Source organism: Serratia sp. NA_112.1 (genome assembly GCF_052691715.1).
Genome location: NZ_JBQZFO010000009.1, coordinates 131,221 through 156,057 on the forward strand (window position 1 = coordinate 131,221; position 24,837 = coordinate 156,057).

General features: G+C 54.8%; 21 protein-coding genes, 1 tRNA gene, 1 other RNA gene and 3 pseudogenes. 7 read left to right on the forward strand and 19 right to left on the reverse strand.

Annotated features, from left to right (window positions below; all coding sequences use genetic code 11):
• Positions 1-3 precede the first annotated feature (3 nt).
• The gene (gene bcsR, locus ACUTQ5_RS17240) at positions 4-195 is read right to left on the reverse strand and encodes a cellulose biosynthesis protein BcsR (protein ID WP_318430272.1); all 192 of its coding nucleotides are present in this window, start codon (positions 193-195) and stop codon (positions 4-6) included.
• A gap of 198 nt (positions 196-393) precedes the next feature.
• Between bcsR and bcsE the strand changes: the two genes are divergently transcribed.
• The 3 genes from bcsE to bcsG are packed head-to-tail and all read left to right on the forward strand — an operon-like array spanning position 394 to position 3,800.
• Positions 394-1,962 (forward strand): cellulose biosynthesis protein BcsE, encoded by a 1,569-nt coding sequence (bcsE, locus tag ACUTQ5_RS17245; protein WP_445652236.1) that lies wholly within the window; start codon positions 394-396, stop codon positions 1,960-1,962.
• Positions 1,949-2,164: a cellulose biosynthesis protein BcsF gene (gene bcsF, locus ACUTQ5_RS17250; RefSeq protein ID WP_445652237.1), complete on the forward strand. Its 216-nt coding sequence runs from the start codon at positions 1,949-1,951 to the stop codon at positions 2,162-2,164. Before bcsE ends, bcsF begins: the two co-directional genes overlap by 14 nt.
• Positions 2,148-3,800 carry a cellulose biosynthesis protein BcsG gene (bcsG, locus tag ACUTQ5_RS17255; protein ID WP_445652238.1) on the forward strand — a complete coding sequence of 551 codons (1,653 nt, stop codon included), beginning with the start codon at positions 2,148-2,150 and terminating at the stop codon, positions 3,798-3,800. The genes bcsF and bcsG overlap by 17 nt, the downstream gene beginning before the upstream one ends.
• A 279-nt stretch (positions 3,801-4,079) precedes the next feature.
• Here the strand turns inward: bcsG and dppF are convergent, their stop codons facing one another.
• From dppF to ACUTQ5_RS17325, 14 genes are all read right to left on the reverse strand, one after another.
• Positions 4,080-5,069, reverse strand: a complete 990-nt coding sequence (dppF, locus tag ACUTQ5_RS17260; protein WP_445652239.1) for a dipeptide ABC transporter ATP-binding subunit DppF — start codon at positions 5,067-5,069, stop codon at positions 4,080-4,082.
• Positions 5,066-6,046, reverse strand: coding sequence for a dipeptide ABC transporter ATP-binding protein (dppD, locus tag ACUTQ5_RS17265; RefSeq protein WP_445652240.1), 981 nt, complete (start codon positions 6,044-6,046; stop codon positions 5,066-5,068). Before dppD ends, dppF begins: the two co-directional genes overlap by 4 nt.
• 14 nt (positions 6,047-6,060) lie before the next feature.
• A complete protein-coding gene (gene dppC, locus ACUTQ5_RS17270) occupies positions 6,061-6,963 on the reverse strand; it encodes a dipeptide ABC transporter permease DppC (protein WP_445652241.1) in 903 nt (300 codons plus the stop codon).
• An 11-nt stretch (positions 6,964-6,974) separates the two neighbouring features.
• Positions 6,975-7,994, reverse strand: a complete 1,020-nt coding sequence (dppB, locus tag ACUTQ5_RS17275; RefSeq protein ID WP_020824728.1) for a dipeptide ABC transporter permease DppB — start codon at positions 7,992-7,994, stop codon at positions 6,975-6,977.
• A gap of 170 nt (positions 7,995-8,164) precedes the next feature.
• Positions 8,165-9,772 carry a dipeptide ABC transporter periplasmic-binding protein DppA gene (gene dppA, locus ACUTQ5_RS17280; protein ID WP_445652242.1) on the reverse strand — a complete coding sequence of 536 codons (1,608 nt, stop codon included), beginning with the start codon at positions 9,770-9,772 and terminating at the stop codon, positions 8,165-8,167.
• Positions 9,773-10,374: 602 nt separating this feature from the next.
• The gene (locus ACUTQ5_RS17285; protein WP_445652243.1) at positions 10,375-12,066 is read right to left on the reverse strand and encodes a glycosyl hydrolase family 18 protein; all 1,692 of its coding nucleotides are present in this window, start codon (positions 12,064-12,066) and stop codon (positions 10,375-10,377) included.
• A gap of 385 nt (positions 12,067-12,451) precedes the next feature.
• Positions 12,452-12,579, reverse strand: a non-coding RNA gene (locus tag ACUTQ5_RS17290) — RtT sRNA.
• Between the two features lie 34 nt (positions 12,580-12,613).
• Positions 12,614-12,690, reverse strand: a tRNA-Pro gene (locus ACUTQ5_RS17295).
• 120 nt (positions 12,691-12,810) lie between these two features.
• On the reverse strand, positions 12,811-14,142 hold the full coding sequence (locus tag ACUTQ5_RS17300; protein ID WP_445652244.1) for an MFS transporter: 1,332 nt from the start codon (positions 14,140-14,142) through the stop codon (positions 12,811-12,813).
• Positions 14,143-14,236: 94 nt separating this feature from the next.
• The gene (gene uhpB / locus ACUTQ5_RS17305; protein WP_445652258.1) at positions 14,237-15,778 is read right to left on the reverse strand and encodes a signal transduction histidine-protein kinase/phosphatase UhpB; all 1,542 of its coding nucleotides are present in this window, start codon (positions 15,776-15,778) and stop codon (positions 14,237-14,239) included.
• Positions 15,778-16,368 carry a transcriptional regulator UhpA gene (gene uhpA / locus ACUTQ5_RS17310; protein WP_445652245.1) on the reverse strand — a complete coding sequence of 197 codons (591 nt, stop codon included), beginning with the start codon at positions 16,366-16,368 and terminating at the stop codon, positions 15,778-15,780. The genes uhpB and uhpA overlap by 1 nt, the downstream gene beginning before the upstream one ends.
• Before the next feature lie 119 nt (positions 16,369-16,487).
• The gene (gene eptB / locus ACUTQ5_RS17315) at positions 16,488-18,182 is read right to left on the reverse strand and encodes a kdo(2)-lipid A phosphoethanolamine 7''-transferase (RefSeq protein WP_445652246.1); all 1,695 of its coding nucleotides are present in this window, start codon (positions 18,180-18,182) and stop codon (positions 16,488-16,490) included.
• Positions 18,183-18,406: 224 nt separating this feature from the next.
• Positions 18,407-18,832 carry an organic hydroperoxide resistance protein gene (locus tag ACUTQ5_RS17320; protein ID WP_004950797.1) on the reverse strand — a complete coding sequence of 142 codons (426 nt, stop codon included), beginning with the start codon at positions 18,830-18,832 and terminating at the stop codon, positions 18,407-18,409.
• A gap of 156 nt (positions 18,833-18,988) precedes the next feature.
• Positions 18,989-19,453: a MarR family winged helix-turn-helix transcriptional regulator gene (locus tag ACUTQ5_RS17325; RefSeq protein ID WP_445652247.1), complete on the reverse strand. Its 465-nt coding sequence runs from the start codon at positions 19,451-19,453 to the stop codon at positions 18,989-18,991.
• A gap of 108 nt (positions 19,454-19,561) precedes the next feature.
• Here ACUTQ5_RS17325 and ACUTQ5_RS17330 point away from each other — a divergent pair.
• Positions 19,562-19,768, forward strand: a pseudogene (locus ACUTQ5_RS17330) (GTP pyrophosphokinase); the annotation flags it as partial.
• A gap of 12 nt (positions 19,769-19,780) precedes the next feature.
• Here ACUTQ5_RS17330 and ACUTQ5_RS17335 read toward each other — a convergent pair.
• The gene (locus tag ACUTQ5_RS17335) at positions 19,781-20,539 is read right to left on the reverse strand and encodes an SDR family NAD(P)-dependent oxidoreductase (RefSeq protein WP_445652248.1); all 759 of its coding nucleotides are present in this window, start codon (positions 20,537-20,539) and stop codon (positions 19,781-19,783) included.
• A gap of 114 nt (positions 20,540-20,653) precedes the next feature.
• Between ACUTQ5_RS17335 and ACUTQ5_RS17340 the strand changes: the two genes are divergently transcribed.
• Positions 20,654-21,517, forward strand: a complete 864-nt coding sequence (locus ACUTQ5_RS17340) for a LysR family transcriptional regulator (RefSeq protein WP_445652249.1) — start codon at positions 20,654-20,656, stop codon at positions 21,515-21,517.
• A gap of 93 nt (positions 21,518-21,610) precedes the next feature.
• On the forward strand, positions 21,611-22,360 hold the full coding sequence (locus tag ACUTQ5_RS17345; protein ID WP_445652250.1) for an NAD-dependent epimerase/dehydratase family protein: 750 nt from the start codon (positions 21,611-21,613) through the stop codon (positions 22,358-22,360).
• Here the strand turns inward: ACUTQ5_RS17345 and ACUTQ5_RS17350 are convergent.
• Positions 22,357-23,805, reverse strand: coding sequence for an alpha/beta hydrolase (locus tag ACUTQ5_RS17350; protein WP_445652251.1), 1,449 nt, complete (start codon positions 23,803-23,805; stop codon positions 22,357-22,359). The two genes, ACUTQ5_RS17345 and ACUTQ5_RS17350, sit on opposite strands and share 4 nt — an antisense overlap.
• A gap of 103 nt (positions 23,806-23,908) precedes the next feature.
• The gene (locus ACUTQ5_RS17355) at positions 23,909-24,145 is read right to left on the reverse strand and encodes a DUF4282 domain-containing protein (protein ID WP_445652252.1); all 237 of its coding nucleotides are present in this window, start codon (positions 24,143-24,145) and stop codon (positions 23,909-23,911) included.
• Between the two features lie 199 nt (positions 24,146-24,344).
• Here ACUTQ5_RS17355 and ACUTQ5_RS17360 point away from each other — a divergent pair.
• A pseudogene (locus ACUTQ5_RS17360) lies at positions 24,345-24,470 on the forward strand (histidine phosphatase family protein); the annotation flags it as partial.
• Positions 24,471-24,540: 70 nt separating this feature from the next.
• Here ACUTQ5_RS17360 and ACUTQ5_RS17365 read toward each other — a convergent pair.
• Positions 24,541-24,696, reverse strand: a pseudogene (locus tag ACUTQ5_RS17365) (transposase); the annotation flags it as partial.
• Positions 24,697-24,837 lie beyond the last annotated feature (141 nt).

Sequence of the window (24,837 nt, forward strand, 5' to 3'; positions counted from 1 at the left end):
AAATTACTGGCTCCCCGTGGTCTGCACAAGTTCGGCCAGCAGTGGCCAGCGAGTCATCATCTGCGTTAAACGCTCCTGACGCGAAATATCGATATAACTTAATTTGGGTAAGGAAAATGCATGACTGAGGGCCAGCAGATCATCCTGTGTTTCTGGCGGTACTACTGCATGAAATCGCGTTAATTGATTATTCATTCTGCCGCCTTTAAAAATAGACTAATGTTAATTAACTATAGCAACGTAATAAAAAAAAATGGACAATAAGATGATTTCTAAAAGATATTATTACACATAATGTAAGATTTGTTATTATTGATCCCAATGATAATATGACTGAATAGCAATGCTCAGTTGGTCGCGACGACACTTTCAACGAAAGCAGAAACATAACCTATGGCGCAATCTTTCTCATTAGGTATTCAGCAGGTTTGGGAAGAACTGTCTGTCATGCAGGCCCCGGGCCTGTATTGGGTGAACATCGACCGTCAGACCGATGCTAACCTGCTCTGCCAACAAACCATAGCTGCCCAGGCCGCAACCAGCCAGGTGGCATTGATTTGCAGTGGGGGTAAACCTGACCGACTGCTGGCCGAACTGACCTCACCCGCGCTGAAAAAAATTCCGCTGTACCAGCTGCCGGAAAAAAAAGCCGCGCTGACGCATTTCAGCGACGATCTGATGCGCGCCTTAAAGCCCCAAAACCGCTTATTAATCCTGTTGGCCCACGCCAGCCTGTGGCAAACCTTCACCAGCGAAGAACTGCGTGACTGGACCCACGCTACTGGTGCCTGGCTGCGGCGACAAGGCTGTACTCTGCTGATCCTCAGCCATGGCGGCGGCGTCAACAAGCTCAAGGGACAACTCAGCGCCCAGCACCGGATCCTTAACGGCCTGTCCAGCCTACAGTGGCAACAGGGCTGCGCACAGTATTTGGTTAACTGGTGGAGTACCGAAAACGGCATCAATGCCAACCAACTGCTGACGCTGTACGCCGGTGAAAACGGCTGGCAAGGTGACGATGACAGCAACAAACCCTCGCCGACCTCCATTCGCAGCGATGAAGGGCTTTATCTGGCCCAACAGAGCATTCTGGAAGGTGCACCGCCGCTGTCGGCCAACTGGCAACTGCTGGAAAGCAATGCGCTACTGGCGCAGCACGGCATGCTGACACTCTCGGCAACGTTGATTTTTGCCCTGTACCAAAGCGATGATATTGATGCACTGGCGCACCAAATCCACAGCCTGCGCCGCCAGCGCGGTAACGGGCTGAAAATCGTCGTGCGCGAGATGAGCGCCAGCCTGCGTTACAGCGACGAACGCCTGCTGTTGGCCTGTGGCGCCAACCTGATTGTGCCGCACGTGGCACCGCTGTCGCGCTTTCTGACCATGCTAGAGGGCATCCAGGGGCAACGCTTCTCACGCCACGTTCCGGCAGATATCGACGCCCTGCTGGCCGGACTGCGACCGTTGCAGCTGAAGGGTTACCTGCGGCCGGATGATTTTAGTCAGGCGGTAAATTCATTGATGGCCAACACGCTGCTGCCGGAAGACGGCAAAGGCGTGATGGTCGCCCTGCGCCCGGCCCCAGGGCTGCGTGCCGAGCAGGCGATGACCCTGTGTTTTTTGCGCCGCTTCGGCGATGTAATGACCGTGGTGCAAGGCCGACTGGTGCTATTCCTTTCCACCTGCCGGATTAACGATTTGGATACCGCCCTGAAATTTATCTTCCGCCTGCCGGTGGATGAAGCCTTCAGCAACCGGGTGGTGTGGTATCAGGATGTCGATATTATTTCAGAAATCAAACGACTGGCGCACAACGCCCCTGTTCCGTTGGGCGCGGCGACCGCACCGGTGGCACCACGTCAGACCGCCGCCGAGGCAGTAAGCCCGCAGGAACGCCGTCAACCGGTGGCCTTCACGCTAACCACCACGGCACAGGAGAACAAGCATGTTGAATCTTAGCGATATTGTGCAGTTGATTACCCTGTGCGCCATTATTTTTATTCCACTGGGCTATGCCTTTCATCGGCGTTTCCCGCACTGCCGTCAATACTGGCAAAACCTGTTGTTATCACCGCGCTATTTAAAATCCGCCGGGTTATGGGTGCGCGAAGGTTCTTCATCTCAGATTAAGCGTAAAAACAGCCATGAAGCCAACAAATAACCCGCAATCCGATAACTCCCTGTGGCGCTACTGGCGTGGGCTGGGGGGTTGGAACTACTACTTCCTGGTCAAGTTTGCCCTGCTGTGGTTCGGGTACCTGAACTTCCACGCGCTGCCAAACCTGGTGTTCATGGCGTTTCTGTTGATGCCGATACCGGCACTGCGTGTGCACCGCTGGCGCCATTATGTGGCGATCCCGATAGGTTTCGCGCTGTTTTATCACGACACCTGGCTACCTGGTATCAACAGCATCATGAGTCAGGGTTCGCAATTGACCGGCTTCAGTGCCCAATATCTGCTGGAGCTGACCAATCGCTTTATCAATTGGCAGATGATCGGCGCTGCCTTTGTGATGCTGATTGCCTATCTGTTTTTATCCCAGTGGATACGGGTAACGGTGTTCACCGTTGCCGCGCTGGTGTGGCTGAACCTGGTCAATATTGCCGGCCCGGCAGTGTCACTGCTGCCGGCCAGCACCACGGCCTCCAACAGCAGCACACAGGCGGTGGCTACCCCGGCTGCCGGTGGTGATAATGCCCCGGCGGACAGCGCACCGCCAACCAGCGCCAACCTCACGGCCTACCTGAATCAGTTTTACGACAAGGAAAAAGCCCGCGCCACCGCCTTCCCGGCCAGCCTGCCTGCCGATGCTCAGCCGTTCGACCTGCTGGTGATCAATATCTGTTCGCTGGCCTGGGCCGACATTGATGCGGCGAAACTGGAAAACCATCCGCTGTGGTCGAAGATGGACATCATGTTCGACAACTTCAACTCGGCAACCGCCTACAGCGGCCCGGCGGCCATCCGTTTGCTGCGCGCCAGCTGCGGCCAGCCCTCGCACCACGACCTGTATCAACCGGTAAACCAGCAGTGCTATCTGTTTGATAATCTGGCCAAGCTGGGCTTCAAGGAACAACTGATGCTCGATCACTCTGGCGTATTCGGCAACTTCCTGAAAGAGCTGCGCGAACAGGGTGATATGCAGGCACCGCTGATGTCTCAGGCCGGGATCGGCAATGAGCTGGCGTCGTTTGACGGCGAACCGATATACAACGATCTGGAACTGCTCACCCGCTGGCTGGATCTGCAGCAAAAGGCTGGCGATACCCGCAGTGCCACCTTCTTCAACATCATTCCACTGCACGACGGCAACCGTTTCGTCGGCTCCAACAAGAGCGCGGACTATCAGCCACGGGCGCAGAAGCTGTTCGATCAGTTGAATACCTTCCTTGACCAACTGGAGAAATCCGGGCGCAAGGTAATGGTGGTATTTGTACCGGAGCACGGCGCAGCCCTGGTGGGCGATAAAATGCAGATGTCCGGCCTGCGGGATATCCCAAGCCCGAACATTACCCATATGCCGGTGGGCATCAAACTGGTGGGCATGAAAGCGCCGCATCAGGGCAGTACGCTGCAGATTAAGACGCCGAGCAGCTACCTGGCGCTTTCCGAGCTGGTCTCACGGCTGGTCGACGGCAAAGCCTTCATTGCCCCAAGCGTCGACTGGCAGGCGCTGACGCAGAACCTGCCGCAGACAGCGGTCATTTCGGAGAATGATAACGCCATCGTGATGCAATACCAGGGTAAATCCTACATCCGCTTGAACGGTGGTGATTGGGTGCCTTACCCCCAGTAAATGCATCTAAAAATCTTTCCATGAATATTCAGCACGCCTTCGGGCGTGCTTTTTTATAGCTGATATCAGGCAACATGAAATTTAAGCGATTTATTTATTATAATCGTGAGAATATTCCTAAATAACAATTATTTCGTTAGGATTTCGTTAAGAGAAACAATCGTTATTAATACAAATTAATTAATTTCCCAACAAAATAATTAACAAACCAGTGGGTTTAATCAAAAAAAATGCCGGCGTAAATGCCGGCATTTAAATTAATCGCTCTTGATAACAAAGTCATGTCACAGGATTTTCATCCTGATCGACCGCAAAGCAGGCAACCATCTGTTCACCGTATTGCTTCAACTGTGGCTGCAGCTGGGTACATGGCCCAAAAGCACGACGGCAGCGGGCATTGAATGCACAACCCGGCGGTGGATTCATCGGGCTGGGCAGCTCGCCGGTCAGCTTGATGCGTTCACGACGCATATCCGGATTCAGACGTGGCGTCGCGGACAGTAGCGCCTGGGTATACGGATGGCGCGGGTTGTTGAAAATGGCATCTTTGCTGCCCTTTTCCACGCAGCGGCCGAGATACATCACCATCACTTCGTCGGCAATATGCTCCACTACCGACAAATCATGCGAGATGAACACATAGGACAGCCCCAAATCCTGCTGCAGATCCATCATCAGATTCAGTACCTGCGCTCGCACCGAGACATCGAGGGCGGAGACAGGTTCATCGGCAATCACCACGTCCGGGTTAAGCATCAGACCACGGGCGATAGCAATACGCTGGCGTTGCCCACCGGAAAACATGTGCGGATAGCGATCATAGTGTTCGGTTTTCAGGCCAACCTTGGCCATCATCTCCAGCGCTTTCTCACGACGTTGAGCGCTGTTTAGCCCGGTATTGATCTGCAGCGGCTCCTCGAGGATCTGCCCGACCTTTTTACGTGGGTTAAGCGATCCATAAGGATTCTGGAACACAATCTGGATCTTCTGGCGCCGCAGCTTCTCAGCGGTGACGTCAGGCTTTAGCAGATCCTGCCCCTGATAATACAGCTCACCGCCGGTCGGCACTTCAATCATCGTCAACAGACGGCCCAGCGTTGACTTGCCACAGCCGGATTCGCCCACCACCGCCAGCGTTTTACCACGCTCAAGGGTGAAAGAGACGCCGTCCAGGGCTTTAACCAGCCGTTCCGGGGCAAAGATGCCCTTCTTGACCGGGTAGTGTTTCTTCAGGTCAATCGCCTGCAACAAGGGTTGGTTCTGGCTCATACGGTCGGCCTCCCCGCATCATCCAGCGGTGTGTGACATTTAACCTGACGGCCGGGAATGCTGCGCAGTTCCGGCTCCTCAACACGGCAACGCTCAGTGGCGTACGGGCAACGCGGGTTGAGTAAACAACCGCTTGGGCGGTCATATTTGCCCGGTACCACACCAGGCAGCGAAGCCAGCCGCGCCTTATCGGCCGCGAACTCCGGCAGCGCTCGCAGCAGCGCCTGAGTATAAGGATGCCGCGGTGCGCGGAAAATTTCCGATGCTTTACCGGATTCCACCACCTGACCGGCATACATCACGATAATATGATGCGCCGCCTCGGACACCAGCGCCAAATCGTGAGTAATCAACAACAGCGCCATATTTTCACGCTGCTGCAATTCCAACAGCAGCTCGATAATTTGCGCCTGAATGGTCACATCGAGTGCGGTAGTGGGTTCATCGGCAATCAGCAGTTTTGGCCGACAGGCAATCGCCATGGCGATCATCACGCGCTGGCTCATACCACCGGAAAGCTGGTGCGGATATACATCCAGACGCGAGGCCGGATCGGGGATGCCCACCTGCGTCAGCAGGTCGATAGCCCGCTGACGACGGGTACGCCGATTACCGCCCTGATGTACCTTCAGCGCTTCCATAATCTGGAAGCCGACGGTGTAGCACGGGTTCAGGCTGGTCATCGGATCCTGGAAAATCATCGCCACTTCCGAGCCCACCAGTTGGCGGCGCTCTTTTTCGGAAATCTTGCGCAGATCCTGGCCGTTAAACTCCAGCTTTTCGGCCATCACCTTACCGGGGAAATCGATCAGCCCCATAATCGCCAGCGAACTGACGGACTTGCCGGAGCCGGATTCACCAACGATCCCCACCACCTGGCCCTGCTCCACGCTGTAGCTGATACGATCTACCGCGCGGAAAGGGGTACCTTCGTCACCGAAGTGCACCGAAAGCTTGTCTACATTTAATAACGCCATCTCTCTCGTCCTCTTTACTGCTTGAGTTTGGGGTCGAGAGCATCACGCAAGCCGTCCCCCATCAGGTTAAATGCCAGCACCGTCAGCAGGATCGCCACGCCAGGGAAGGTCACGACCCACCAAGCGCTTTGTGCGAACTGCAACACGTCGGAGAGCATGGTGCCCCACTCCGGCGTAGGCGGCTGTGCACCCATACCCAGGAAGCCGAGAGCGGCCATATCCAGGATAGCGTTCGAGAAACCAAGAGAAGCCTGGACGATCAAGGGTGCCAGGCAGTTTGGCAGGATGTTGATAAACATTTGGCGCATCGCACCGGCACCCGCCACGCGTGAAGCAGTGACGTAGTCGCGGTTCACTTCCACCAGCACCGCCGCGCGGGTCAGACGCACATAGTGCGGCAGAGCGACGAAGGTCAGCGCCAGCGAGGCGTTAACGATGGAGGGGCCGAAAATCGCCACCAGCACCAGCGCCAGCAGCAGGCTTGGCAACGCCAGCATGATGTCGACGATACGCATAATGATCGCATCCACCACGCCGCCGAAGTAACCGGCCAACAGGCCCAGCACCACGCCCATGATCAGCGACAGCACCACCACCAGACAGCCGACCAGCAGCGACAGTCGCGCACCGTACATCAGGCGCGACAACACATCGCGACCCACATCGTCGGTACCGAGGAGATATTGCCAACTGCCGCCTTCCTGCCACACCGGAGGCTTAAGCAGCGCGTCGCGGAACTGATCCGCCGGTGCATGCGGCGCCAATACTCCGGCTCCGATGGCAATCACAAACATCAGAACGATATACACCAGACCGACAACGGCCCCTTTATTGCGCTTGAAATAGTGCCAGAACTCCTGAAACGGGGTCATGGGCTTCGGCGCACCTTTAACTACAGACTCAGTGATTTGAGACATCAGAGCGCCCCTTATTTCTTGTGGCGAATACGCGGGTTGACCACACCGTAGAGCACGTCTACCAGCAGGTTAACCAGAATAATCATACAGGCGACCAGCAATACGCCGCCCTGAACAACCGGATAGTCGCGACGTTGCAGCGCATCCATCAACCAACGCCCCAGGCCCGGCCAGGAGAAGATGGTTTCGGTCAGGATGGCACCGGCCAGCATGGTGCCGACTTGCAGGCCAATCACCGTTACCACCGGCAGCAAAGCGTTGCGCAGCGCATGCACCACAATCACCCGCATACGGCTCACACCTTTGGCGCGCGCGGTACGGATGTAATCTTCGCCCAACACTTCCAGCATTGAGGAGCGCGTCATACGCACGATCACCGCCAGCGGAATGGTGCCGAGTACGATAGCAGGCAGGATCATATGCATCACGGCATCAGCGAAGTCGCCCGGCTCGCCCCAAATCAGGGTATCAATCAGCATAAAGCCGGTTAACGGCAAGGTATCGTCGAGGAACACCGTGTCGCTGACCCGCCCCGATACCGGCGTCAGGTTTAGCTGCACCGAGACCAGCATGATCAGCATCATGCCCCACCAGAAAATCGGCATCGAGTAGCCGGTCAGTGATATACCCACCGCGGTGTGATCGAATATTGAGCCTCGCCTGACTGCCGCCAGCACCCCGACCGGGATACCCACCAGCACGGCAAAAATCATCGCGCAGAACCCTAATTCCAGCGTGGCCTTGAAGCGTGGAACAAACTCATCCCAAACGGAGATGCGGCTTTTGAGGGACGTACCCAAATCACCCTGCAACACGTTGGATACGTAAGAGAAATATTGTTGATAGAGCGGTTTATCCAGCCCCATTTCCGCCATCAACTGCGCATGGCGTTCTGCGGAGATCCCGCGTTCCCCGGCCATGATGGTCACCGGGTCACCGGGGATCATATGGACGAATGCAAAAGTCAGCAAAGTTATGCCGATAAACGTTGGGATAACTAACCCCAAACGTCGGAGTATGAACTGCAACATATCCCGAACTCTCTGTATAAAGTGCCCGGCAGCTCATCGTCCGCCAGGCTTATTAAAGCTCACACACTTTGAACAATCCTGATGCCATACGCCGGAGACTGGTCAGCAGAAGCGCAACCTGTTGCGCCCCTGCCAAGTCCATTCGTGTGTCGCCGGCTTAACGGCCAGAATTAATCTAGAGAGACATTCTCAAAGTGATGCTTACCAAGCGGATCCACAACATAGCCCTTCACTTCCTTACGCACTGGCTCGTAAACGGTGGAGTGGGCGACAATCAGTGCCGGAGCCTGATCGTGCATCACTACCTGAGCCTGTTTGTACAGTTCGATGCGTTTGTCGTGGTTCGATTCAGCGCGTGCCGGTTGGATCAGATCTTCAAACGGCTTGTAGCACCAGCGAGAGTAGTTGGAACCATCTTTCGCCGCCGCACAGCTAAACAGCGTGGCGAAGAAGTTGTCCGGATCCCCGTTGTCGCCGGTCCAGCCCATCATCACCGTCTGATGCTCGCCCGCTTTGGCGCGCTTGAGGTACTCACCCCACTCATAGGTCACGATTTTGGCTTTCACGCCGATTTTCGCCCAGTCAGACTGGATCATTTCCGCCATGCGGCGCGCGTTCGGGTTGTACGGACGCTGTACCGGCATAGCCCACAGATCGATGGCGAAGCCGTCTGCCATGCCCGCTTCTTTCAGCAGCTCTTTGGCCTTGACCGGATCGTAGGTGTAATCCTTCACCGCGTCGTTATAGCCCCACATGGTTGGCGGGATCAGGTTTTTAGCCGCCTGGCCTGCGCCCTGGTACACCGCGTCGATGATCGCCTGCTTGTTGACCGCCAGGGTCAACGCCTGACGCACCTTCAGGTTATCCAGCGGTTTTTTCTCAACATTGAACGACAGGTAGCCAACGTTCAGCCCCGGTTGTTCCATCAGGTTGATGGTTTTGTCCTGCTTCATGCGGGCGATGTCAGCCGGGTTCGGGAACGGCATCACCTGACATTCGTTTTTCTGCAGCTTGGCGTAACGCACTGAAGCGTCTGGCGTGATAGAGAACACTAAACGGTCGATCTTCGGCTTGGTGCCCCAGAAACCGTCGAATGCCTTATAAAGGATTTTGGAGTCTTTCTGGTATTGCAGCAGTTGGAACGGACCGGTACCGATTGGGTTCAGGTCAACTTTTTCCGGAGTACCGGCTTTCATCATCACGTCGGCGTATTCGGCAGACAGAATGGATGCGAAGTCCATACCCAGGTCAGCCACAAACGGGGCTTCCGGACGGTTCAGCACGAAACGGACTGTGGAATCGTCCACCTTCTCGATTTTGGCAATCAGCTTCGGCATGTCCATGCCTTCAAAGTACTCATAGCTACCGCCGGAGACTTTGTGATAGGCATTTTTCGCGTCAAGCTGGCGTTCGAAGGAGAACACCACGTCGTCGGCGTTGAAATCACGGGTCGGTTTGAAGTCTTTGCTGCTCTGCCACTTCACACCTTTACGCAGGTGGAAGGTGTAGGTTTTGCCGTCTTCGCTGACATCCCATTTTTCAGCCAGGCCCGGTTGCAGTTCGGTGGTGCCGATTTTGAATTCGACCAGACGGTTGTAAATAGGGACCGAGCTGGCGTCATAGGTGGTACCCGAGGTGAACAGCTGCGGGTTGAACCCTTCCGGGGAACCTTCAGAACAGTAAACCAGAGTCTTGGCTTGCACGCTGGCCGCAACGGTCAACGCAATCAGCCCAATACCGAATTTCAGAATCCCTGTTTTTCCCAAGGAACTTGTCATCGCTTGTGCTCCATTATGTGATGTGATGTGTGTATTACCGCCAGAGCCTGTATTTTTTATTGCGCGGCCTGTGCAGTCGGTGCCCGAAGGCTGGAGGGATAATTGCGCAAGAGAGCCGGGGGAACGCATCCCGGTGGGGGCGTCTGAGCGCGTGGCATTCACTCAAACAACTCTCGCTCTTACCCCTGAGGCTACCAAATTGCCAACTGTTTGGGGTGTCGTCAATATAACCAGTGGGGATTTACGCAGACTGTGAGAAACAGCAAACAAACATAAAAAAAACCTTTTTTTAACATTGGCAGCATGAAAACTTATGCTATACGGTCAAATTTAGTTCGATAGGCTGTGTTGCAGAAAATTACTGGTGTTTAACTCCGATAAAAAACTAAAAAAGTTTGTTGTCGAATGATGAATATCTGAACGGTTATTTTTGTGATCGACGTAAAAGACAGGACGAAATGCTGTCCTGTTACCCGAAAGGGTGAGCCATCGGTGCATTTTTTTAGCCGGGTGACGCCACAATCTATCCAGCGTAAAAAAACTTTCGTCTGTTAAAAAGCCGGGGGCAAAAGGATATCCCCCGGCAACGTGCTACAACCGATTTATTGCGTGCCGGCGCTGTTGCCCAGGCTGCTATTCATATTATTCAGAATATCGCCGTTATCAGCGTCGATTTCCCAGGAGAACAACCCGCCCAACTGCTTATCCAGCACATACTTGCCCTTCGCCTGTACCGAGCGGGCATCGTCAAAGGTGATCAAGTCGCCGGTGGAAGGTTTGAATACATAAGGCGCTTCGGCAGTGGCGTCGTAGCTGTACTGCCATTCACCGCTCATAAACTCATTGGCGATTTGGCGGTAATCGACGATGCCATTTTCCCAGGTGCCTTTTACCGGGCCGGTCGCGGTACCAGTAAACGGAATGTTGTTCTGGTAGCCATTAACACCGGTCCAGCCACGGCCGTACATGGCAGTACCCACCACGATTTTGCCCGGCTTCACCCCCTGCGTCAGCAGCGCATTGACGCCATTCACCGTGGTATATGCTGTATCCGGTTTCCAGGACGGTGCTTTCAGTGCTGTCTGATGGCCCAAGTTTTTCAGATCGAAGGCGCCATAGAAGTCGTAACTCATCAGGAAGATGTGATCCATCGAGTTCTGCGCAGTGTTGTAGTCCACCTTGTCGATTTTGTCCTTGCCGGCGCTGATCGCAGAGGTCAGTTCATACTTGCGACCGGTTTCTGCGGAAAGCTGATCCAGCATCGCTCGCAGTTCTTTCATCAATTGCACATAGGTCGCCCCATCCTGCGCACTGCCCAGTTTCGGGTTAGCACCCTGCCCGCCCGGGAATTCCCAGTCGATATCCACACCGTCAAAGAACTTCCAGGTTTGCAGGAACTCTTTCACCGAGCCGACGAAACGATCGCGCTTGGCCTTGTCACCCATAAAGAAGAACGGATCGGACAAGGTCCAGCCGCCAATCGACGGCAGGATTTTCAGGTCTGGACGCGCCTGCTTCAGCGCCATCAACTGACCAAAGTTGCCTTTGTAGGGGTCATCCCAGGCGGTCACGCCTTTTTGCCCTTTCTGCAACGCGGCGAACGGATCGTGGATCGACACCTTGAAATCTTCACGGCCCTGGCAAGAACGTTGCAGCGCCTGGAAACTGCCTTCGATCTCTTTCAGACTGTCGTTGATGCCGTCACCGCCACAGATCGGAATAAAGCCGTACAGCAGATGCGTCAGGTTCTGTGCCGGCAGTTTATCAACGGTGAAATTACGGCCGTAGACGCCCCACTCAACAAAATAAGAACCTACTACTTTGCCGGAGTCTTGTTTATAAGGTTTATTCTTTTCCAACAGTGGTTCTTTTAACGGTGCCAAATGACTGCCATCGGTATCCGCCACTACAATTTCGGTAGCATCGCTGGCAGTACAACCGTCAGCATTACATAACGCCACCTGCATTTGATAACGTCCACCTTTATTAACTTTAAAGTTTGCCGTGCCCGAAGCACCGGTTGAGGCACCGCTCCAGACTTCTTTGCCATTTAATAATACTTTTGCCGTATTACCGGTATCGCCATTCCATAAATTCCATGAAACAGAAACGTCGGCGGCATCTTTTACCTTCACCAGGTTATTATAAGCCGTCGCCGCTTGATCGACTTCGACAATAGCGAACTTGGTATTGCCCCAGGCCAGTGTAGGCTTGCCCGGTGCGGCGGCCTGCGCCGCAGAGCACAGCGTGCTGCCGATCAACAACGCCAACAACGGTTTATTAAATTTGCGCATAACTGATTCCTTTATTCCGAGAGGATAAACGTAAAATATTTAATGACGGCCGAAGATTGTCGAAGCAGAATAATCCAGGCCGGTTAAAATGAATAAACAAGCATTAATCTTTCCCACGTAACGGAAATCTATCATTCCCATCCCGCGTATTCAGACTATAGATAAAATAATCATTAAAACAATAGCGCTATCAACCAGATTTTATTTGGCAACGGTGAATTTATTTAAATATGAATAACAGAAGCAGCCAGGAATAAGGAGAGTGAATTAATTAGCGAGAAAGGATGAATGTTTTTTATGGGAAAAAGTGAGTTCTGGAGCTGGGTGCAAAACACAAACTACAGGCGAAAAAAAACCTGCTTTAAAAAGCAGGTTTTCTTGAATGTGGTCGGCGAGAGAGGATTACTGCATCTGCGATGCTGCCCTGCGGGCCGTTGCTAAAGCAACGTTGTCTCGCTACGCTCGGCTCAAACCTCCTTCGGAGGCTCTCATCCTATAAATTACAGACGAAAAAAAACCTGCTTTAAAAAGCAGGTTTTCTTGAATGTGGTCGGCGAGAGAGGATTCGAACCTCCGACCCACTGGTCCCAAACCAGTTGCGCTACCAAGCTGCGCTACTCGCCGATGCGGGGCGCATCTTACTGCTGACGATCATACGCGTCAATAACTTTCTTATCCCGGCTAATCAAGTGGTGATAAAAGCGGCATAAAGCGCGCCACAGCAGCCTGCAGCGCACTTTTTCATCATGCCTTCGCCGTTTTCAGCGCCGGTGATTGAGCACGCAAGAATGGCAGCAGGAACAACGCAGACAAACAGGCAGCGATCGAGATCACCACGAAGAAACCGTTCCAGTGCCAGATTTCCATGATGCGGGCAATCGGGTAGCCGGACAACGCCGCCCCCAGGTAAGCAAACAGGCCGACAAAACCGGTTGCCGCCCCGGCAGCATCCTTGTGCGAACATTCCGCCGCCGCCATGCCAATCAGCATCTGTGGGCCAAAGATGAAGAAACCGATAGCAAAGAAGCAGGCCGCCTGCAGCAGGAAAGTGATACCTGGCATGATCCACAGCGCCGCAACCGACAGGAAGATCCCGATGGCGAAGATCAGGTTCATTGGCCCACGATTACCGCGGAACAGCTTGTCAGAACCCCAACCGGCCACCAGCGAACCAATAAAGCCGCCCACTTCAAACAGCGAGATCGCCGAGTTGGCGGTCATCAGCGAATAGCCCTTTTCCTGGGTCAGGTACAGGTTGCCCCAGTCGTTAATGGCTGTACGTACGATGTACACCAGCACGTAGGATACCGCCAACAGCCAGATGTACTTGTTGGTCAACACGTAGCGTTTGATGATTTCGCGGTTGGTCAGCCCCTGACCTTCCGATTCCTGCACCAGTTCCATGGCGTCGTTGCGCCATTTACCCACGCTAGGCAGCCCCATGGTGGAGGGCTTGTCACGCAGGCGCCAACACATCAACAGGCCCAACACCACGCCGATAATGCCCGGAATAATCATGCCGTAGCGCCAGCTGAAGTGCAGCGAGATAAAGCCAACCAGCAGCGGGATAAGCGCACCGCCAAAGTTATGTGATGTATTCCAGATCGCCCACCAACTGCCGCGTTCGGAACGCGAGTACCAACTTGTAAGGATCTTGGAGCATGGCGGCCAGCCCCAGCCCTGGAAGAAGGCGTTGAGGACCCACAGCGTCCCCAGCATTAGCAGAGAGGAACTGAGGCCGAAGAAGATATTGAGTATGCCGGTCATAATCAGGCCCAACCCCATAAAATAGCGCGGGTTGGAACGATCGCTGATCATGCCTGAGATAAACTTCGAGCAGCCGTAAGTGATGTAGAACAGCGTACCGAGGATGCCGACGTCAGACATTGTCAGGCCAAGATCGCTCAGCATCGCCGGCATGATGAAGTTGAAGCTTTTGCGCGTGAAGTAAAACGCGGCATAGCCGATGTACATCGTCCACATCAGCTGGATGCGCCAGTATTTATAGCTGGCATCGATCTGTTTTTGATCGGAAACCGGCGGCACATCATCGCGGCTTTTAAGGAAAGACCACATGTGAAACCTCAGAGAATATGAAAAGTGCCGCTATCATGCTGCGCGCGCGCGGAAATGACTTACGCCGGATTCCCGACGCGGCTAGGAGTATTTCCTAGTTTGGCCCTTCCGCCGGTGAAACTGTGGGTAAGATCACATTCAAACAGGTGCCATTCTCCGACGTCAGCCGCAGGCGGCCGCCCAGTGCGCTGATGCGCTCCTGCATGCCGCGCAGACCATAGCCAGGCTCATGATGGGCCAGATCGATACCCACGCCGTTATCGCGAATGGTCAGCAGCACCTGCGGCAACCGCCCTTTTCGCTGACGAAAACGTGCATCCAGCTCAATCCGGCTGGCGGCGGCGTGACGACAGACATTGGTCACCCCTTCCTGACACACCCGATACAGAGTAATTTTCAACGTCTCATCCAGCAGTTCATCCGGCACCTGCCACTGCATCACGCTCACCAGCGACGAATCCTGCGGCAATGATTCACGCAGCATCGCCGCCACCGCCGCCGACAGCGGCAAATTATTCAGCGCAGCCGGCCACAGCTGGGTCAACACATCATGCACGCCGTCATACACCCGCAGCGCCAGGGTATCTATCGCTTCAGCGCAGCCCATCACCTGCGGCTGTGGCACCAACCGTTTGATAATACTGGCTTGAGTGCGGATCACGGTGATAGTTTGACCGACCTCGTCGTGCAACTCCCGCGCCACCTCGCGCCGGGTCTGTTCTTCTGCCGTAACCAGCGCACGCGCCAGTTGGCGGTTTTCCGTCAGCCGCAGCCGCAGTTGCTGGTTCAGTTCGCGCTGGCGTTGAATACCCGCACCGAGCAACAGACCGGTCAGGCTCTGGGCCAGCAGCGACAGCAGCAAATCTCGGTGTGACTCGGGTTGTGGCGGTTCGTTGGCCACCAGTACCACACCATTAAGCAGGGTTGCCAACAGCGCGCCCTGCCAGCCATAGCGATAGGACATAAAGACGATCGGAATGGCCAGGCAAAAGGGGGCAAAACGGCGCAGTTCGGCGGCATTGACCTGCTGTTGCAGCCAGATACTGAGCGCAAACAGCAGTAAATAGCTGGCCAGATGGCGCAACCGTAGCGTCACAGGCTTATGGATCAGGCCCGGTTCGAGCGGCACCCAGATCTGCCGCGCCAGGTAATGCCACAGCAGCAGGCAAGTCGGGGCAATGGTGAATCCGCCCGCCAACCCCAGCAACAGGGCTCTGGCACCCTCACCGTTCACTACCTGCCACACCAGCGCCTGCAGCAACGCGGCCACCGCCACCACCGCGCCCTGCAACAATGGCCATTGCCATTCGCTGTCGCTTTCCTGATGCCGCAGTAGCCAAGGGGAGGCCACCAGACTGAGCAACACCGTCAGTACCAGCACCACCACCGAAGCCCACAGTGCTGGCCCGTAACCGAACTGATCGGCCAACACCACCATCAGCAACAGATCGGCCAACAGGATGCCCGGCCAGAAGCGGTAAGGACTTTGCAGCAGAATGCCCATACGCAGACCAAACGGGAACAGCAACAGCGCCTGCCACGGCGGGTCGATCAGCGCGGTACCAATGCCCCACAGGCAAAACGCACTGGTGGCATAGATAAAGAACAACGCCAGTTGACTGATCAGGCGTTGCATCACAGGTTCAGCATCCGCTTCGCCAGTTCGACGTTGTTGTTGATACCCAGCTTGGCGAACAGATTGGCGCGGTGCACGTGTACCGTTTTGGGTGACAAACCCAGCGCAGCAGCAATCTCCCGCACCTCCTGCCCTTGCGCCAGTAACAGTGCGATTTCACGTTCACGACGGGTCAGTGGGTCCACCTTCACCCGCGTCAATTGCTGGGCGATTTCAGGCATCAGATACACGCCGCCGCTGGCGACGGTGCGCACCGCGGTGATTAAATCTTCCGGCTTACAGCGTTTGGACAAGAACCCGCAGGCACCGCGCTCCAGCGCCAGTTCCACCAGCGCCGGGTTGTCATGCATTGACAGCATCACCACCCGAATACCCGAGGGAATATCCGCCAGCAGATCCAGTCCACTGCCGTCCGGCATCGAAATATCACAGATGCAGATTTCCGCCTCCAGACCGGGCAGGCCGGCGCGGGCCTGAGCAGCGCTGCTGAACTCGCCGACCACCTGAATATCCGGCTCCAGCGACAGCAGTTGCACAAAACCCGATCGCACAATGTCATGATCGTCAATAAACGCCACGCGCAAGGTCATGGAAATCTCCGGTCCGAGGGGGAAAGTCTGCAAGTATACCGTAAGCCTGAGCCGGATGAATTGATGGAGGGAAGGTATTCGCGTGAATTGCCGGGCGCAGTCGCGCCCGGCATGGGGAATTACAGCGGGGTCGCCGCTGCTTTTTCCTGCGGAATATTACACCAGTTGTTTTCCGCCACAATGCCGCCGTTCGGCGAGGTATAACCGAGGCAACCGAGAATGGTATCGAACAGCTCGACATGGCGGTGGGTCTTGCCAACCCGCTGCTGCGCCTGCAATTGCTCGAAAGCACTGCGATGCTGTGGGTCTTCCAGGAACTTGTCGGATGCCCATACCATCATTGGCACGCGGAACTGCTCCACCGGCGCCATTTCACGCGGCGTACCATGCAGGTGCGAATTCTCGCCTATCGATTCGCCGTGATCGGAAGAATAGAACACAATGGCCTTCTTCTCGCGCACCTGGTCAATCACATTGGCGATAAAGCTGTCGGTATACAGCACCGAGTTATCGAAGGCGTTAACCAACTGCTCCTTAGAGCAGAAATCGTCAACGCCGAGACACTCCGGCTGATAGCGTGCGTAGCTGCGTGGATAACGTTGGGAATAGAGATAATGTGAGCCTTTGGTATGCAGGATCACCAGATGCTTACCCTTGGGATAACGGGCCAGCGACTCCTTCATTTCATCCACCAGCAGCATATCGTCAACCGATTTGCCGTCGTTGCGCTTTTCGGAGGCGATCATCTCGCGGAAAGAATAGTTGTTCACTTCGGTATTATTATAGAACCAAACCTCACTCTGCATGGCGAACAGCTCGGAGGTGAAGCCCAGATCTTTCATTACTGCGAACACGTTTTGCTCTTTCAGCGTCCGTTGCGGGTTATCTGCCGTGCCGCCTTCCCGCACGAACATACAGCGCAACGACAGTTTGGTGGCGGTATCACAAGACGTACCGCGGAACGCCACCAGATTTTTCTCTTTGGACAGCCGTGGGGTGGTGTCACGGTCATAGCCAAGAATGCCCATGTGATCCCAGCGGGTGGTTTCACCAATGATAAATACCACGTAGGTATCATCAATATCGGCCGGTGCCACATAGGTAAAGTTCTTGGCCGGGTCGAACAAATTGGCCTGATCCTGACTTTCGTCATAACGGGTATAGGCAAACAGCCCCAACGCCGACAGCCAGTTGGATGGCAAATAGGAATGCGCGACCACGCCACCGTAGCTTGGCAAGTCCACATTGGTGATTTTTTCCTGCGCGCTTTGCTCGTTATCCAGCATACGCAGCGGCACCCAGACCAGCGCCACTACCGCCACCAGCACCACCAGCGGTTTTATCCGGTGTCCAGGCGTTTTCAGTTGCTCGATCAGGGTATAACGCAGGTTGTTTTTCCAGATGCACAGCAGCGGCAATACGCTGAGCACCACCATCCACAGCACGAAGTGCATGCCGACCACTTCTTTCGACAGGTCAACATCGGTGGTCATCACCGACACCACGATGCCGTAGCCGATCACCACGTTGAAAAACGTCATGTAATAGCTGGCCGCCACGGAAATCAGCACCAACAGCGAGGCAGTAATTCGATAGAACAGCCGGCCGCCGAGCGAAACCAGCCGCATAATAAAGAAGGTGAAAAGAACGATGGCGATAACCTCGGTTACCGCAGAAATAACCTTAATCCCCTGAATGCCGTGCGAAAATGAATCAAAGCGACGATAGAAAACGGAAAGGTTCAAAAAGATGCCGATATAGATCGCTAACAATAACGATAAATTCTGCTGTGATAGCGATTTAACTTTGTTCATGTAACGCGATGGCTCCGGGGGCTTTAACAGTTCTGAAGTCAGTCAGACATTCGATGCGGCTGCAGGTTCAGCCGATCGGCAATAAGCGCTATTTTGGGGGTAAGAATCAAGAGAATTCTCACAAAATAACCATTTTTGCCATTTTTTGTACAAGAGATAAAGGGGGAAGAGACGAGAAATGGAGGGCTGAACCCTCCATTTGTTCCGCGATATTGGCGAAAATCTTACTTAACGTTAAGCGTTACATCAATATTGCCACGGGTGGCGTTGGAATAAGGGCAGACCACGTGGGCTTTTTTCACCAAGTCTTCCGCCACGCTGCGCTCGATACCCGGCAGAGTGATATCCAACTGCACTTCGATACCGAAACCGTTGGGGATTTCGCCAATACCGACGGTGCCGTCAATTTTGGCTTCGGCCGGGATCTTCACTTTTTCTTTCGCCGCGACAAACTTCAGTGCGCCGAGAAAGCAGGCCGAATAACCGGCAGCAAACAACTGTTCCGGGTTGGTGACTTCCCCGCCCGCGCCACCCATTTCTTTCGGCACGCCCAGTTTGACATCCAACACACCGTCAGATGAGGTCGCACGGCCATCGCGGCCACCGGTTGCGGTGGCATGAGCACGGTACACAACTTTTTCAATCGACATACATCATTCCTTCTTTCTGGTTGGAGGCAAGACGACAATTCCTGCTGGCGGAACGTCGTCATTGGTATATCTTTCACGATTAAATCGCACGCTATATATTTACTGCTTAATTCCAGTGTAGTCCACCCGTGCCGATCCTGCGTCCGGCACTGGGGATCAAAGCTGGTTGATCAGCTTGCCGCGCAGCTTTTCCAACTGCTGTTTGATATTGACGATTTCATCAAGGCTGCAATCGGTAGCGCAGAATACAGCTTCCGGTACCGACTGCGCTTTCTCACGCAATGCACGACCGGCATCGGTTAACGCGATAATCACCTGCCGCTCATCGGTGGTGGCGCGGTAACGCGCCAACAAACCGGCGGACTCCAGGCGTTTCAGCAATGGCGTCAGGGTGGCGGAATCGAGAAATAGCCGTTCGCCAATGTCCGTGACCCTGATTTCATCCCGCTCCCACAGCACCAGCATCACCAGATATTGCGGATAGGTGAGATCAAGCTGGCTCAGCAGTTTGCGATACACCTTGTTCAGAGCCAGGTTGGCGGAGTACAGGGCAAAGCAAAGTTGCTGATCAAGCAGCAGCAGGTTTTTCGCTGTCGGTGGTTCGGTGTTTTCGATTTTCATGCTCTGAATATAGATAGCGCACGATGTAATAGCAAGCTATTTTTCAGCCAATATGCTACCTTGTTAAAAGCAGGGGATACCACAGAGAGGTGCTGTGTGGAGGGAAAGGACTATGATAGCCATTTCGCCCAAACCTACCGGATCGAAAAACAGCGGCTGCTGGAAGTGCTGACCGAAGGGGACCCTACTTTATGGCAGCAGGCGTATCATATCGTCGAAAAGGGGCTGGAAAAGCTGCGGTTGCCTCCGTATAACGTCCCAGCAAACTGGTTTGAACATGCCCGCCAGCGCTACCGGGAAAGCGATGCGGCATAACCGACAACGACTTCAGTGCGCAAAATAATGCATACCACCATCCACCGGGATCACGGCGCCAGTGATATAGCGCGCTAGTGGGGAACAAAGAAACGCGGCCAGATAGGCCATATCTTCCGGTTCGCCAAAATAGCCTATCGGGATATTCTGCTCGATAAATGCCTGGCGTGCTTCCTCGCTGGGGTGGAGTTTTTCACGTACCTGTTCGCTATTTATTCGTCCGGGCTGCAGAGTATTAACCGTAACGCCCTGCGCCGCCACGTCGCCTGCCAGCCCCTTGGCCCATAGGTGCAATGCCCCTTTGGCGGCGGTGGCGGCATTCAAGCTGCGCGGCTCCATCGAACCACTGATGTTGATCACTCGTCCCCAGCCCTGCGCCAGCATCCGAGGCAACAAGGCGTGAGTCACCCGGCGTGCCGGCGTAAAGTTCAGGGCAAAAGCTTCTTCCCAGCCAGCGTCGCCTTCGCTCAACGTGGTCGGGCGGGCTCCGCCGACCGCATTAATCACAATATCGATGGTCTCGAAACGCTGCATCACCTGCGAAAGCATGCCCTCGAGCGCTTGCGCATTGGTGATATCTGCCGCGATAGCACAGGGCCGAATGCCACCGGCTTGTTCAACTTCATCCGCCAAGGCCTGCAAACGATCTGCCCGGCGCGCCGTCGCCACCACAGTCACTCCCTGCGCCGCTAACACCCGCACCATTCCCGCACCGATCCCTTCGCTGGCGCCGGTCACCAGCGCGATACGCCCCTGCAGACACAAATTCATAAGATACCCTAATTAAATAATTCAATGTAGTGACAAAGATAACGCCATTGAATCATGTCCCAGCCTGTGTGAATATTCCGTAAATTCGCGGTAATACTGTGCAGGAATTCACTGATGTTCGATTGGCAGGATCTCAAACACTTCGTGGTGCTGGCACGCACCGGTTCATTGTCGGCAGCGGCACGGGAGCTGGGTTGCGATCACGCCACGGTAGGGCGACGGGTGGCAGCACTGGAGAAAGCACTCGGCGTGCCGCTGATCCTGCGGCTGCCGCGCAGCACGCCGCTGACGCAGGGCGGAAAGGTCATTGCCGGCCTGGCGACCGACATCGAAAACCAAAGCCACGCCATTGTCCGCCATGCGCGCAGCATTGGTGAAACACCGCAAACTCAGGTGCGCATCAGCGCCCCGCCGTCGATTGCCGCGCGGGTTATTGCCCCGCAGATTGCGCAATTTCACCATAATTTTCCGCATATTACGCTGGTACTCTCCGGCGAATCGGCTATCGCCGAACTGGATCGCGGTGACGCCGAAGTGGCGGTGCGCATGGTGCGCCCACAACAACCGGACCTGCTGGTGCAGCGCATTGGCATGATGCGCTACGCGTTGTATGCCACGCCACAGCACGCCGCCCTGCCGGAGGCGGCGCGGGCCTTTATCGCCTACGACCACCACTACCAAAACCAGCCCCATCAGCAATGGCTGCAACAGCTGTTGCAGGGTCGTCCGGTGGTGTTTCAGGCCAGCGACCTGTTCTCGTTGCAAGAAGCCGCACGATCGGGACTGGGAGCGGTAGTATTGCCGACATTTGTTGCCGATGGTGACCCAGACATGGTGACAATGCCGACTTCAATAGCGGCACCGACTCGCGAGCTGTGGTTGGTCACTTACCCGGACCTGGCTCGCTCGACGGCCGTGCGCGCGGTCATGAATTTCCTGGCCGAAATCATTGGGGAAAAATGCCCGCTGGCGCGCTAAATCATAAGACATTCTAATTTGATACTGGACAAATCTGACGCAGCGGATTATTACTGGTCACCACAGAATGGACTTTAGGGGCTGGCTGAGATCATGATTTTGCGTACTGAATTTGGACGAATTCTGATTACCGGCGCGGGCGGCCGGGTGGCTACGGCATTCCGCCAATCGGTGGGAAATCGCTACCCACTGCGGCTGGCGGAAAAAGACCTCGGGCGGCTGATCAACCTGCAGCCAAATGATGAGATCATCAGCTTCGACATTGCCGATATCGCCGCCTGCCGCGCGGCCTGCGCCGATATCGATACCGTGTTGCACCTGGCGGCCGATCCCTCCCCCGATGCAGACTTTTGCCACTCGCTGATGGATAACAATATCCTCGGCACCTTCAATATATTCCGCGCAGCAAAAGACGCCGGCTGTAAGCGCGTAGTCTTCGCCAGCAGCGCACAGGCGGTAGAAGGTTATGCGCTGGATTATCAGATTAGGCCGCAGGACGCACCAAAACCGAAAAATATGTATGGCGTCAGCAAGGCGTTTGGCGAAGGCATCGCCGCCTATTTTGCCCATCAGGAAGGTCTTTCTGCGCTGTCGGTACGCATTGCCAACTTCACCACACTCGAGCCCGGTGAGCAGCTCAGCGCTCGCGATATGAGCGCTTTTCTCAGCCACCGCGACGCTGCCGATCTGCTGGAGCGCTGCCTGCGCGTTGAAGGCGTGCACCATGCGGTGGTGCACGGCGTTTCCAATAACCGCTACAAACGGCTATCGCTGGAGGAAACCAGCCAGCTGCTTGGTTACTACCCGCAGGACGACGCATTTAGCATCCTCGGTTTCGACTAAAGTTTGCTATCAATGCGCTGCAGCAGGTAAGGGAAAAACGGGTTGGAAGCAATACGCATCAGCGAATCGAGACTGACCACTAATACTGAGCTTTCACCGCGCGCAGCAAGGGTGCCAAGGCTAATGCCGAACTCATCACGCCGCACCGGAAAACGGCCATAAAGAGAATCGCTTACCGGGAATGGCAACGCCACATGCGACAACGAATAAATATCCGCTGGGTAAGTCATGCCCAGTAGCTGCTCACTGACCGTAGTTGCCCCGGCTGGCGTTACGCTGGCGATCGCCTCAGTGCTTTCCGGTGAGGCGTTGGCGATCACCGTGGTCTGATAACGGCGTGGAGGCGGCGGCAGCAGTTGGCCGACCGCCGCAGCCGCATTTGGCCGCAGCAGCGGCCCGAAGTTTACCGTACGATTGACGTCAAACAGCACCAGTTCGCTACCGTTAGCCGGCAATTCGTTGTATAACGCGCGGATCACCGCCCGGGTGCTGACCGTGGAATCCATTACTGACTGGAAGGTCAGTATCGGCGCTAATTTATCCAGCTTGCCATCACGCGCCCCCCGGGCAATTTGCTGTTGCAGACCATTACTGAGCAGATAAGACTGACGCGCTCCGTTCACCGGGAACGAGTTGTATTTGAAAGGGTTAAACTCCGGCAGAACCCCGAGCCATGCGGCTTTGGCAAACGCAGGGAACACCGCAGGCCAACCGGCAATACCGGCGAAACGGGCAAAACTGGTCACGCCGATCATCGGTGAGACCAACACCAGTCGCTGTGGAGCTGCCAATTGCGGATCGTCCAATGCATCCAGCGCGTACTTCATCGCCAGCGCACCGCCGTTGGAAAAGCCCACGATATGCAGCGGCTTATCGCCCCCGGCTTTGCTGCGCGCCTCGCGCACGGCTAAACGTGTCGCCGCCAACCAGTCTTGCCATTCAATATCGGTCAACGCACCCGGCACCGTACCGTGCGCCGGCAGGCGAATACCGACCGCCACATATCCCTGTTGCCGGTAGTTCTCGGCAATGTGTCGCAGGCTATAAGGGGAATCGGTCAGGCCGTGCAACAGCACCACCGCACCACGCGGTTCGCCCTGTGGCAACAGTTCATAGGAACGGTTCCAGTCTTGGGCGAAGTGCTCCGGGTATATCGGGCTGCCGTCAAAGTAGCGGTTGAGCGGAATACGTTCGCTGGCGGAGAGTTTGTCCGTGACGTTAGCCTTCACCTCATCAAACACCCGACTCTCTGCGGCCAGATAGCCTGGCCAGTCGGTCTTGTCCAGTTCGGTGGCCGACAGTTCATGCGGCACAAAGGTGTGCCAGGGTTCCAGCGCCGGGCCGTTTTGGGTATCGTAAATCCGTACCGCAAACAGTGTGAGCAGCACGCTGACCATCACGATCGTCAGCCGTTTGGTCCATTTGATTATCGCCCTGGAAGGCATGCTCACTCCTGAATTCACGATGATCCCAGCAGCGATTATAGAAGTTAAATGCCCACAGGGGCAGGCAGAACAACGTCGGGCTAGCCCGACGTTGTGACATGAATTACGGCTTTTCGGAGATTTTGCGCAGATATTCGTTATTTTTAAACGCAATAATGATCATTTCAAAGCAGACGCGAGTAAACACGCCACCGATGATGATTGCGAAAAGACCACGGAAAAACTCACCGTAGAACATCGCCCCAATCCCGCCAACAATAATGCCCAGCAGGCACAGCCAGTAGACACCAGTGATGATTTTCGGCGTCAGCATCGCATCAAAAAAGAAAATGTTTTTCATTGTAAATCCTTTCTTAGGCCAGTATTTAATTATCCCAGAGGCGCCGCATCGGTGCGGAAAGCCCGTTTTGTTACATCGGTAATGATAGCGAGTAACGCGACCAAAAGCGCAGAGAAATCAGCAAGCCATTACATAAGGGTTTAGGATGTTTAACAAAGTAGCTCACAATTTACTCGGTGTTTTGGCGGCGTTGTAGCTATTGGGCCAAAGCGCACTGACGCAGGAAACACTGATCTTTGTGCGGCATGGGGAAAAACCGGCTAATAACAGTGGGCAGTTAACCTGTAAAGGACTAAATCGTGCACTGGCATTGCCGGACATGCTGCAGGATAAAGCCAAATGACCTTCTGCTGGCTAAACCAAGTGGAGTCAGGGATCATCACTGGACATGGCTACCCGGTATGCATGTCACGCAGTTGTTTGACCCATTTCGTTATAGTGGAAAGACCTACATCCATAGCCTTAGCGGCATCAGAGAGGGTGTAGTTTTGATCGACAACCAACTGAGCAGATTCGCGTTTGAATTCAGGACTAAAATTTCTTCTTTTCATTGAAGCACCTGTGTTGTTCTGAGGTGGGCATATCACCTCTGTTCAGGTGGCCAAATTCAGTAAACCACTTCAGTCTCCCCGAAAACATAATTCGCTTGCTTTCTGATCTTGCTGGCGGATAATGCGCCAAATTACATATCT